11 protein-coding genes and 1 pseudogene are annotated in these 10,213 nt (G+C 66.2%); 8 read left to right on the forward strand and 4 right to left on the reverse strand.

Going from position 1 to position 10,213, the window contains the following annotated elements:
• Positions 1 to 161: 161 nt before the first annotated feature.
• From C1I98_RS28410 to C1I98_RS45840, 8 genes and pseudogenes are all read left to right on the forward strand, one after another.
• Positions 162 to 2,057, forward strand: coding sequence for a recombinase family protein (locus C1I98_RS28410; RefSeq protein ID WP_111170472.1), 1,896 nt, complete (start codon positions 162 to 164; stop codon positions 2,055 to 2,057).
• Positions 2,058 to 2,402: 345 nt separating this feature from the next.
• Positions 2,403 to 2,975 (forward strand): hypothetical protein, encoded by a 573-nt coding sequence (locus tag C1I98_RS28415; protein ID WP_146607669.1) that lies wholly within the window; start codon positions 2,403 to 2,405, stop codon positions 2,973 to 2,975.
• A gap of 103 nt (positions 2,976 to 3,078) precedes the next feature.
• Positions 3,079 to 4,515 carry a UvrD-helicase domain-containing protein gene (locus C1I98_RS28420; RefSeq protein WP_111170474.1) on the forward strand — a complete coding sequence of 479 codons (1,437 nt, stop codon included), beginning with the start codon at positions 3,079 to 3,081 and terminating at the stop codon, positions 4,513 to 4,515.
• 83 nt (positions 4,516 to 4,598) lie between these two features.
• Positions 4,599 to 4,772, forward strand: a complete 174-nt coding sequence (locus C1I98_RS41785) for a hypothetical protein (protein WP_158558218.1) — start codon at positions 4,599 to 4,601, stop codon at positions 4,770 to 4,772.
• Positions 4,773 to 4,812: 40 nt separating this feature from the next.
• On the forward strand, positions 4,813 to 5,706 hold the full coding sequence (locus C1I98_RS43225; RefSeq protein WP_199537282.1) for a vWA domain-containing protein: 894 nt from the start codon (positions 4,813 to 4,815) through the stop codon (positions 5,704 to 5,706).
• A pseudogene (locus C1I98_RS46385) lies at positions 5,706 to 5,921 on the forward strand (DUF6197 family protein); the annotation flags it as partial. The gene C1I98_RS43225 and the pseudogene C1I98_RS46385, both read left to right, overlap by 1 nt.
• 77 nt (positions 5,922 to 5,998) lie before the next feature.
• Positions 5,999 to 6,184, forward strand: a complete 186-nt coding sequence (locus C1I98_RS40715; RefSeq protein WP_146607670.1) for a hypothetical protein — start codon at positions 5,999 to 6,001, stop codon at positions 6,182 to 6,184.
• A gap of 53 nt (positions 6,185 to 6,237) precedes the next feature.
• Entirely contained in the window at positions 6,238 to 6,714 is a 477-nt protein-coding gene (locus C1I98_RS45840) for an HU family DNA-binding protein (RefSeq protein WP_111170476.1), read from the forward strand.
• On the opposite strand, the gene C1I98_RS28440 is transcribed toward C1I98_RS45840, so the two are convergent.
• The 4 genes from C1I98_RS28440 to C1I98_RS28455 all read right to left on the reverse strand — a co-directional run bounded on the left by C1I98_RS28440 (position 6,603) and on the right by C1I98_RS28455 (position 10,048).
• Entirely contained in the window at positions 6,603 to 7,775 is a 1,173-nt protein-coding gene (locus C1I98_RS28440) for a protein-L-isoaspartate O-methyltransferase family protein (RefSeq protein ID WP_146607671.1), read from the reverse strand. The two genes, C1I98_RS45840 and C1I98_RS28440, sit on opposite strands and share 112 nt — an antisense overlap.
• The gene (locus C1I98_RS28445) at positions 7,772 to 8,395 is read right to left on the reverse strand and encodes an MvdC/MvdD family ATP grasp protein (RefSeq protein WP_111170478.1); all 624 of its coding nucleotides are present in this window, start codon (positions 8,393 to 8,395) and stop codon (positions 7,772 to 7,774) included. The genes C1I98_RS28440 and C1I98_RS28445 overlap by 4 nt, the downstream gene beginning before the upstream one ends.
• Positions 8,396 to 8,847: 452 nt before the next feature.
• Positions 8,848 to 9,414 (reverse strand): hypothetical protein, encoded by a 567-nt coding sequence (locus C1I98_RS28450; protein WP_146607672.1) that lies wholly within the window; start codon positions 9,412 to 9,414, stop codon positions 8,848 to 8,850.
• Positions 9,415 to 9,556: 142 nt separating this feature from the next.
• Positions 9,557 to 10,048 (reverse strand): hypothetical protein, encoded by a 492-nt coding sequence (locus C1I98_RS28455; RefSeq protein ID WP_111170480.1) that lies wholly within the window; start codon positions 10,046 to 10,048, stop codon positions 9,557 to 9,559.
• Between the last annotated feature and the right edge of the window lie 165 nt (positions 10,049 to 10,213).

Below are 10,213 nucleotides of genomic sequence, written 5' to 3' on the forward strand. Positions count from 1 at the left end.
CCCATCCGCCCATCCGCCCATCCGCTCGGCCGCCGCCCGCCGTCGGCGGCGGCTGGTTTAATACCGGGCATGGCACACCAGGCCCCGCCGGGAGAACCCCCCGGCACCACCATCACCGGGGTCTTAGAGCGAACCCCCTGAGGATCACCAACGAGGGGACCATGCAGTCAGCGGCCTATTTTCCCGTTCTCCCGGGCGGCCTGAAGCCTGCCATCGGCTACGTCCGCGTCTCGATGATGCTGGGAGAGAAGATCTCCCCCGAGATCCAGATGGACGCCATCACCGCCTGCGCGGCGCGCAAGGGCTACTACGTGCCCGAGGGGATGTGGCCGGACGGCGGGTGGATCGTCGAGCTGGATGTGACCGGCCGCAACTTCAAGCGCGACATCCAGATAGCGGTGAAGGCCGTCGAGCAGCGCGTCGCCAGGGCCATCATCGTGTGGGAGTTCAGCCGGTTCGGCCGCGACCGGGAGGGCAACCCGACCCATCTGGGACGTATCGAGAGGGCGCACGGAGAACTGCTGTCCGCCACAGAGGATGTGGACGCGCGGACCCCTGCCGGAAGACTAGCCCGCGGCATCCACTTCGAGTTCGCCGCCTACTACTCCGACCTGGTGGGGCAACGCTGGTCGGAGGCGTTCCAAAACCGGCTCAAGCGGGGCCTGCCTCCACTGGGAGGCGATTACTTCGGCTATGTGCGCCGAGGCCGCCAACCGCACCCGCTGTTTCACAACCGGACGATGCTCGATCCGGCGGATGGGCCTGAGCGGTATGAGCCCGATGTTGATGGTGGTACAGCGCGAGTGCTCAACGAGATGTATGCGTTTTGGCTTGCCGAGCGCAATTTCTATGCCCTCACACAGAATTTGAACGCTCGGGGAATCCGCAAGACGACCGGCCGTCAATGGAACACCGACGAGGTGGCCGAAGCGCTCGACCATGGGTTCGGGGCGGGAAAGATCAGCGTGCATGACCCGGGTTGTGAGTGCGGGTGTCCTTCGCACTGCCGCCGCAAGATGCTGTTTCCCGGCACCCAGAAGCCGGTGATCGACTCCGAGACCTGGGATGCGTACGTCGATGCCCGGCAGGCGATGCAGCGCTTGCCGCGCAAGTCCCGTACCTCCCGGCATTCGCTGTCCGGGTTCGTTGTTCATGGGCCGTGCGGGGGCGTGATGCATGTGACGCGGCGTGGCGATCTGGACGGATTCAAGTGCGGTTGGCGGCAGCGGCAAGGGGCGAGGACGGCGGACGCGGACGGCGTGGTGGTGTGCAGGGATACGTTCGTTCAGCGGCCGTTGGTGACCCGGGCACTGCTGGACGTGCTGGCCGAGTGGGTGCCGATGATCGAGGAGGAGGCGCGTGCGGCGAAGGTGGAGCCGGGCGCGGGGGACTTTGTGCAGCAGGAGGCGCAGCGGCTGAGGCGAGAGCTGAAGCGGCTGGATGGCGAGCTGGACGAGCAGACCCTGCTGGTAGCCCGGAAGGTGATACCAGAAGATGCGTATGTGCGAGTCCGTGACAAATGCCTTACCGATCGGGCGGCGATGCAGGCGGCCCTGGATGCCCTGGTGGGCCGCGTAGAGCAGAGAAACCAGTCTGCGCTGGCGGCGGCCCCCGTGATCGAGGGACTGGTCGCGGAGTGGGACAGCCTCGCTGTAACCGACCGCCGCCGGCTTTTGATGGAGGTGATCGAGCGGGTGGAGGTGTGGCGAGATCGGCTCGACATCGCATCGATCGTGGTGGTGCCGCGCTGGGAAGGCGGTGAGCCGGTCACCCGCGAGCTTCCGGGACGGAGGCGGATGGCGGCCGTACGGCGGGCAATTCCCGAGGTTCTGGCCAGACGGTTCGGCGGAGCGGCGCGCTATAGCCGATTGCAGGAGGCGGTGGTCGAGGTCGTGCCGTGTAGCAAGAAGGTGTTCAACGCGGCCGTGCTGGATCTCGCCGCCGAGGGCATGTTGGTGCGCCAGCCACTGGAGGGCAAGCAGGGCACGGTGTACCGGCTCGCCGACCCGATGACGGAAGAGGTGCCGGTGCCGGTGCCGCTGGTCGAGGCGGTTTGACGTGCGGTGATTTCGTGCGCTTGAGAGCGTCTCAGCGCTTTTGGATCTTGTTCGGGTACTGAGAGACGCTCGCTCTCTGTGCGCTTGAGAGCGAGCGTCTGAACGCGCTGCACAGCGGTGTTGAGGATGCGAGCGCACGACATGATGACACCCAAGATCACCTAAGCGAAATACGTGAGATCAGCGTGCAAATCGCGCTTCTGCGTTGACTTGCGCGCAAATCGCGTTACTCTGATCTCAGAGTGAAATAACTGAGTATTACGGCCGATGACCTGCGTGAACATGGCGTAAGCGCACAGCTGACATCATCCCCCATCCGGAGAAACGGACACCGTCATGCCTGCGATGACCCATGCCCTCTCAGTGGCGGCGACCCGCCGCCTGCGCAGCCCCCAGCGGTTCGCCACCCGTGAGTTGGCCGAAACCCTGCTGACCACGCTGCGCATGGTGCGCCGCGCCGAGAACGCGACGCTGACCGGCCGCGGCACATGTGAGCAGGACGTACGAGAGGCCCTGGTCAAGGTGCTGCACGCGGCCGACTGGCCGCGCGTGATGGCCCACGAGGCGATCGACTACGCACTCGCCCACGACGACCTGACGATGGCGCTGGCCATGTACGCCTGCCAGACCGGCGGCCCGATCGAGGCGCTCAAGCCTCAGCCGCGCCAGTTCCTGATCACCGATGAGCAGGCGCAGGCGGTGGCCGACGTCATCCGGCGCTCGTTCTCGGGAGGCACAGGCCACCCGGAGGTCCTGGCCATCGAGGACGGCGACGACGGGCGCTTCATCGCCTGGCTCGAAGGCCCCGACGACTGGGCTTGGCGCGTCACGCAGGGCGCCGGTCGGCCGGCCATGCCGCAGGGGTTGCGGATCGAAGCGGCCACGCACGCCAGCGTGCGCGTTCTGCCTGCCGACTAGCGGCCCCGGTCCCGCCCGGACCGCCGGGCACCACGGCTCGCGACCGTGGCGGGGCGCTCACCATCCCACCCGAATCCACATAGGGCCGACCAGGAGCACACTCATGCCTTCCCCCACCGATGAGCAAGCGCACATCATGGAAGACTTCGTCGCCGGCAACGCCCTCCGCGTTCAGGCCGGGGCCGGGGCCGGAAAGACGACCACGCTGAAGATGGCCGCCGCCGCCACGCCGCAGCGCAAGGGCCTTTACATCGCCTTCAACAAGGTCATCGCCACCGAAGCCGCCGCTTCGTTCCCTGAGAGCGTGAGCTGCCGCACCGGACATTCGCTCGCGTATGCGGCCGTGGGGCGCACGTACGCGCGCCGCCTGAAGGCACCCCGCATGTCCTCCCACCTGGTCGCCCGCAAGCTGGGCATCAACGGGCCGGTGCGGCTGGACGCGGACAGGGTGCTCGGCCCGGCGCAGGTCGCGCGGGTCGTCATGGCGACGGTCGCCAACTTCACGCACTCCGACCGGCGCGACATCGCCCGCCAGCCCGTCGCACGGCTGTGCGGCTGGGATGACGAGGACGCGATAGGTGTGCTCGAACAGGTGGTGCCGACGCTGGCCATCAAGGCATGGGCCGACATGATGAGCCCGCGCGGCGGCCTGCCGTTCAGCCACGACGCCTATTTCAAGATCTGGTCGCTGACCGACCCCCAGCTTCCCGCCGACTTCGTGATGGTGGACGAGTTCCAGGACACCAACCCGGCCCTGCTGTCGGTCATCCGGGCGCAGCGCTCAACGCAGATCGTGGCCGTGGGCGACTCCGCGCAGGCGATCTATGAGTGGCGGGGCGCGATCGATGCGATGAACGCCATCGAGGGGGTGGAGCGCACGCTGTCGCAGAGCTTCAGGTTCGGCGAGGCGGTCGCCGCGGAGGCGAACAAGTGGCTAGAGATCCTGCATGCGCCGCTGCGGCTGCGCGGATTTGAGGCGATCAACTCACGGATCGCCGAACTGGAGGAGCCGGACGCCATCCTCTGCCGCACGAACGCCGAGGCGATGGCACAGGCCATGACGGCGCTCGACAAGGGCAAGCGGGTGGCACTGGTGGGCGGGGGTAAGCAGATCCGCGCCATGGCCGAGGCCGCCATCCAACTCCAGGAGGGGCGCGGCTGCGACCACCCCGAGCTGTGCGCCTTCCAGAACTGGGGACAGGTCCAGCAATACGCCTTCATGGAGGAGGACGGCCAGGACCTTCAGGCCATGGTGAAGCTGATCGACGGCCACGGAGCCGAAAAGATCATCGATGTGGCGGACGCGCTCGACCGTGAGGAGGCCGCCGACGTGAAGGTCTCCACCGCCCACCGCTCCAAGGGCCGCGAATGGCACCGCGTAAAGATCGCCGGGGACTTCCCCGAGCCCAAGCAGGGCGACGACGGACGGCCCGGCAAGGTCGAGCCCGCCGACGCCCGCCTGGCCTACGTGGCCGTGACCCGTGCCCAGCACGTGCTCGACACCGGCGGGCTGAGCTGGGTGGACAAGTACTCCGGCTGACGTAAGCAATATCGCTTACGCGAATTCCAGCCCCGACGCGGGGTCGAGGCTGGCACCCAATCGCTTCGACCAGGGAGATCCCGTTGACCGACATGAGTCCCGAAGCGCGGGAGGCGCTGGAGCTGGCCATCAGTGAGGCGCAAATGGCCGACCGGCACGACATCGACACCACCCCGCTGACGCGCTTGGACGGCATGCCCGAGGAGGAGGCCGTCGAGGCGATCGACGAGGTTTTCCGCTCTATCCACTTCGACTGACCCGTACCGCAAACCCACCCCCGACAGAAAGGTTCCCGCCATGACCCGATGGCGCATCACGGCGGCGATCCGCCGCCCCGCCGAACTGACCGACGACCTGAGAGGCGCACTGGTGCGCGCGCTGCCAGGGGCCGGGGCGCTGGCCGACGACACGGCCACCGGCACCCTGGAGATCGCTTTCGATGTGGACGCCGGCGTGGCCCCTGACGCCGTCTACGCGGCAGCGGCGATCATCGCCCGCGCGACGCACGAGGTCTTCGGCTTCGCCACGCGCGTCACATCCCTGTCGGTGGACCCTGCCGAGGAGGAGGGCACCCCTCCGAAGCGGCGGCACATCACCATCCTGCTCGACCGCTCCTGGTCGATGGAGGGGGTCCGCACCGACGCCGAAGGGGGCTTGCAGGCGTTCCTCGACGCGCAGGCCACCGTGGCGGACACCACGACCGTGTCGCTCTACCAGTTCAATGACCGGTTCGAGGTCGTGTACGAGGGCGTCGCCTTGGCCGAAGTTCCTCCCCTCAAGCTCGTGCCGCGCGGCACTACCGCCCTTTACGACGCCATCGGCGAGGCCGTCACCCGCACAGACGAGCAGATCGCCGTCCTGGACGCCGGGCGACGGCCGGATGAGGTGATCGCCGTCATCCAGACCGACGGCCAGGAGAACGCGAGCCGCGAGTACAACGCCAGGGGGGTCAAGCGGCTCATCGCCACCAGGCAGCAGAGTGGGTGGACCTTTGTGTTCCTGTCGGCCGACCCCAGCGCCTTCGCAGTGGCAGACAGCGTCGGCATTTCGCGGGACACCACGATCCACTACGGCGGCGACAAGACGAGGGACACCCTGACCTCGGCGGGCCAGATGGTGGCGCGCGGCAGCGAAAGCGGCGTCTACGGATTCACCGAGGAGGAGCGCGACGCGTCCAGGAGCGGCGAGTGATGGCGAGGGCAACCATCGAGCCCGCCACCACTCCCGGCGGCGTGCTGCGCGGTGCGGGCCACGTCATCGCACTGAACGGTCGTCACTTCGGCGACTACTACGACACCGTCGCTGTCGATGCCGGAACGTCGCCCGTCTGCCCGGTCGGGGCCATCAACATCGCGGCCGGGCTGCCGCCCGACACCTCCTGGCCACGCAACGCCACAGACCCCAGGGTTCGCCTGGCACGCCTCGCCGCTACGGCGCGGTCGAGCTGTTGCCGTGTGCATTCGGCTGCCGCCCGCCCGGTGGGGTGCTGCCCGCACACGAGGCTCAGCGGCTGCTCACCGAGTCGATGGGCGTTGGCGCACCGAATCCCGGTCAGGTCGTCGATCAGCGGCGCAATGCCGCCGCCAAGGTGCTGATGGGCAACCCCGAGACCCGTCAGGCGCTGAAGGATCACGTCCGGCGCACAGCACGCAAACGGCGCGGCCAATGACGTAAGCCCTATCGCTTGCCTCAGAATGGGTCGCAGGAAGGAGCACCATACTGATGGGCAGATCATTGAACAGGCGGGGCCTCGCGCAGGCCGTCGCCGCTGCGACGGGACACGGCAGCGGTGAGGTCGATGCGATCCTGCGGGCCGCCATGCTGGAGATCAGGAACACCGTCGCAGGTGGGGGGCGGGTCACCTTCGCCGACTTCGGGGCCTGGAAGTTGACCCACCGCAAGGCCACGATTCGGCGCAAGCCGGGCACCGGCGAGCCGCTGCCGAAGCCTGCGCATTGGGTTCCCGCGTGGACACCTGGCAAGGGCTTCAAGGAGGATGTCGAGGCCGTGAGCCCGTTAGCTTCCTCACGGCCTTCGGTGTGGCACGGGCTCGTCAGAGCCCGTGCCACACCCCGGCCTTCGGCTCCTCAGTCGATCGTGTTCGAGGGATTGTCCAGCCATATCTGCTGGCCGTTCGGTGTGATCGTCATACCGAACCGTTCATATCCCGGACTGCCGAGGGCCACCCAGCGCAGATAAGCGCCGGATACCTCATCCCATAGCCGGCGCGGGCCGTTCTGAACGACCTGGTACTCATCGGCGCCTGGTTCCTGGTCGCAGGCCGCCCAGGAGCCATCGGCGTCCTCCAGCTCGTACAACAGAATCGACGTGCCGTCAGGGCCGCCCCTTTCATACCAGCCGACCCGGGGAGCCAGCGCTGCGCACATCAGGGACACCGCGCGCCCCTCCGCCGTGATGTTGCGCGGGTCCAGCCGGGTCGTGCTGTGGGTGGCGGTCTCATGGTGGTGGCTGTTCCACCGGGCGTTGTGACGCTGCTCGCGCAACATCATGTAGCTGGCCGGACCGTGGAAGGAGCCGACCGCCGTAGCCTCGTCCACGACGGTCAGCCGCAGTTGATGCCCCAGGCCGGTCCGCCCGCTGGTATGCCAGGGCAACACGACGACGCCGCCCGGCCGAGCCTGCTCGATCCAGGCCATCGGAATGTCCGATACCCCTGCGGTGACATGCACTCGGTCGAACGGTGCCCGTTCTGGGCAACCCTTTGCACCGTCGCCGACGATTAGATGGGGGGACGATCCGGCCGCGTGAAGGTTGGCCGCGGCCTGCGCCGCGATCTGGGGGTCCACCTCGATGGAGGTGATGCCCTCCGCCCCGGCCTGCCAGGACAGCAAGGCGGCCGTCCAGCCCGATCCGGTGCCGATCTCCAAGATGCGGTCCCCGCGCTGCGGGGCCAGCAACTCCAGAAAGGAGATCACCATTCCTGGAGCTGACAGCGAGGAGCTGAACTGCCCCTGACCGGAAGCCGGATCCCCCGATCCGTCAGCCTCCTGGAGAATGATGGAGGTATCGGAGTAGACCGCTTTCCACCAGGTGAGGGGATCTGCGGTCAGATCGATCCGTTCTCCCGTTGCGCCGTGGCGGTTGGGCACCGCCCATGCGGTTGCGGGCGCGAACAGATGGCGCGGCACCTCCCGAAACGACTGTGCCCATTGCGGATCGGTCAGGTCGCCTCGATCGCGCAGGACGTCGGTCAGCCGGATGGCGAATTCATCGACGGCTTGTCCCTGCGGCAGCGTCATCTCCTCCACTGTGGTCCCTTCTGTAACACGTCGGCCATGGCACCGGCCACGGGCAGCCCCGTCTTCAGGTTCAGCCACCCCCACTCACCTGCTTGGTTGGTTTCGAGGAAGTACCACAGGCCCTTGGTGTCGCAGATCAGATCGACGGCTCCGTAGACCAAGTGCAGCCGCGCGTGCAGCTCCACCAGCCGATCACGAAGGTCGTCGGGAAGGTCGATCTTGTTGTAAGTCAGGCGGTCGTAGTCGCTGCGCCAATCGATCTTGCCTTGCTCGCTGCCGGCGTTGATCTGTACCGCGAGCACCGTATCGCCAACGACGATCGCCCGCGCCTCATACGCCTTGTCGATCTGTTCCTGATACATCTGCGCGGTATGGGCCACGGCGGGGTCGAGGAGATCGCTCAGGTCTGCGATGGGCGTGGTATACAGAGCGCGCACCTGGCCTTCGTCGGCATGCCAGATGCCGTTCAGTGGCTTGTAGACGACGGGCCTGCTCAGGTTCTTCGCCCATGCATAGGCGGCTTGGGGTTGTGAAGTGATGATCGTCCTGGGAATGGCGAGTCCGATACGGGCGGCCTCGGCGAGCTGCACGGGCTTGTACTCCGCCCGCGCGGCGGCCACCGGGTCGTTCCGAGCGCTTCGATCTGTTTAGGAGCCGGGACTCGTCTCCATCCTCGACGCCGTTCTTGGGGGCGCAGCCGCCGTTTCGGAGGTTGTAGCTGATCACGGTGAGTTTCATCTGCATCGCCTTCGGTGATGAGAGGCGGGCACGCGGGGTCTGGGCGTGCCCGTGGACGAATTGGTAGGAGTGGGACCGGTCAGAACGTAGAGGCGCCGCGATTATTCATTTACCGGCCGAGGGGGATGTCCGATGGTGCCCGGGAGTCGGCCGGCATCAGAAGGTCGCCGTTCTGCCGGAAATATGCCTCGGCCGCGCCGTACCGCTTCTCCGATGGGCTGGTGGAGGTACGGACCACCTGACGGTGACCGTAGTTACTCCATCTTGTAGAAGGGCGGGTGGAAGTTCGGTCTCGACGCCCCGACCCCCTTGTAAGGCAAGGAGGCTCGGGTGCCTAAGCTAGGACATCTCCTGCCGGTTCGCCGGATACATCAATGGGGATGCCGTGGCGGCGCAGCGCTTCTTTCATTTGATCGAACTGATCGCTGATATGCGCGACGTCGCCGCTAGTCTGCCGCCGGAGAGCGCGGAGTTCACGGGCTCGGCGTGCATCGCGTGCGTTCAGGTCACCGATCCACTCTTCGTGTTTGGCGAGCTGGGCCTGGATGGCGTCCAGCCGCGCAGCCTGTTCCGGGGAGAGTTGCTCTCGGTCGGCACTTTCGATTTTGCGGGAGGCCCTGCCGAGCTGCCGCTGAGATCGGACGGTATGCCGCTCGGCCAGCCCTACATGCTCGCCCGGCTGTGCGATGCGATAGCCCTTGCCGCGCACGCAGATCAGAGTGCAATGATCCACACGCTCCAGCTCTCGCGCTGCTCGCTCGATCGGGTGACGCTGGGCGCGACTGTCCCGGTCCAGCAGCTCGTTCATCCGGTCGTAGGTGATGATCTCGCCACGGGAATGGCGTTTCACCTCATTGTAAATGATCTTCCACTGCGGAAGGCCGCGTTCGCGTACGGTCATGAACATCCCTTGTACGACGCTTCGATGCCTGCAAAGTCGATATTCGATGTTCAGTTGTTCCCTGCCATGCCCGGCCGTGCCATGCCCAGCCCGGCGCTGCCCTGCCGAGCCTTACCTAGCCGTGCCCAGCCACGAAAGGCTGCTACAGCTTCTCTATTTCTGGCCGGTATCGCCCGAATACGCTCCGGTAGTCGCCGATGCCTTCCTTCTCGCCCGCCAGTTGGGCGATCTGGGCAAACTCTTCGAGCTCGATTATTTCGGGGTCCAAGAGGACTTCGGCCTCAATCGCCCATTTATGGAAGATCGGCCGGCATCGATCGACCTTACTCTTGGCAATTGTGACGGTCTTCAGATAGACGAAGGGGGAGGAGAGGCCGCTGCCCCACAGCGCATCAATGTCTCGCGGCCCCTCATACAGGAGCGGCAGCATGAACGTCGCGATGAATACGCCACGTTCAACCTTCTTTCCAGCCCTTATCAACCGCGCACCATTGACCAGTGACCGGAACAGATTCTCGGCGGGAATGTACGGACCGATGCCCTCCTGGTAGTACATTCCCCCCTCGAACTCTACGCGGGCTATCGCGACCCGGTCATCGACGGTCTTGGTTCGCTTGGCGTTTAGCTCCCTCAACTTCGTAGCGTAGGGGTTCAAGGGGGACGCGAGCTGTACATTATGTAATACCAGTGGTCGCGTGCCCCGGCATGTGAGCAGTAATTTCATAAATTTTCCACCGTCAATCGAGGGGTCAAAAGGGCGTCCGCGGCATGCCGGTGGGGACGTAAGAAGGGGAGGGGG

Origin of the sequence: Spongiactinospora gelatinilytica, assembly GCF_003236385.1 — a bacterium.
Lineage (GTDB): Bacteria > Actinomycetota > Actinomycetes > Streptosporangiales > Streptosporangiaceae > Spongiactinospora > Spongiactinospora gelatinilytica.